General features: G+C 69.8%; 1 protein-coding gene. It reads right to left on the minus strand.

The window, feature by feature from the left end; translation table 11 throughout:
- Positions 1-7 precede the first annotated feature (7 nt).
- Positions 8-1,126, minus strand: a 1,119-nt coding sequence (locus QK442_RS36165) for an acyl-CoA dehydrogenase family protein (RefSeq protein WP_282698382.1), incomplete at its 5' end; no start/stop codon positions are given.

A 1,126-nucleotide genomic window follows, 5' to 3' on the forward strand; every position in this document is an offset into this window, starting at 1 on the left:
GGGTGGGTTACGGGAGGTTGCGGGCCATGACGATGCGCTGGACCTGGTTGGTGCCTTCGTAGATCTGGGTGATCTTGGCGTCGCGCATCATGCGCTCGACCGGGTAGTCACGGGTGTAGCCGTAGCCGCCCAGGAGCTGGACGGCGTCGGTGGTGACCTCCATCGCGACGTCCGAGGCGTAGCACTTGGCGGCGGCGCCGAAGAAGGTCAGGTCCGCGTCGACGCGCTCGGACCTGGCGGCGGCGGCGTAGGTGAGCTGGCGGGCGGCCTCCAGCTTCATCGCCATGTCGGCGAGCATGAACTGCACGCCCTGGAAGTCGGCGATCGGCCTGCCGAACTGCTTGCGCTCCTTCACGTAGCCCTTGGCGTAGTCCAGGGCGCCCTGGGCGATGCCGATGGCCTGGGCGGCGATGGTGACCCGGGTGTGGTCCAGGGTCTTCATCGCGGTGGCGAACCCGGTGCCCTCCGCGCCGATCATCCGGTCGGCGGGGATGCGGACGTTGTCGAAGTACACCTCGCGCGTCGGCGAGCCCTTGATGCCGAGCTTCTTCTCCGGCGCCCCGAAGGAGACGCCCTCGTCACCCTTCTCCACCACGAAGGCGGAGATGCCCCTGGACCGCTTGTCGGGGTCGGTGACCGCCATCACCGTGTAGTACTGCGACACCCCGGCGTTGGTGATCCACCGCTTGACCCCGTTGAGCACGTAGGTGTCGCCGTCGCGCACCGCGCGGGTCTTCATGCCGGCCGCGTCCGAACCGGCCTCCGGCTCCGACAGGCAGTAGGAGAACATCGCCTCGCCCGCGGCGAGCGGGGCCAGGTACTTCGCCTTGAGCTCCTCGGAGCCGGAGAGCATCACCGGCAGCGAGCCCAGCTTGTTGACCGCCGGGATGAGGGAGGAGGAGCCGCACACCCGGGCGACCTCCTCGATCACGATCACCGTGGCCAGCGCGTCCGCGCCCGCGCCCCCGTACGCCTCGGGGACGTGGACCGCGTGCAGGTCGTTGGCGACCAGCGCGTCCAGGGCCTCCTGCGGGAAACGCCCCTCCTCGTCCACCGCCGCCGCGAACGGAGCGATCTTCGCCTCCGCCAGCGCACGCACCGACTCCCGGAGCATCTCGTGCTCCTC

It is taken from the genome of Streptomyces sp. CC208A (genome assembly GCF_030010625.1).
GTDB lineage: Bacteria > Actinomycetota > Actinomycetes > Streptomycetales > Streptomycetaceae > Streptomyces.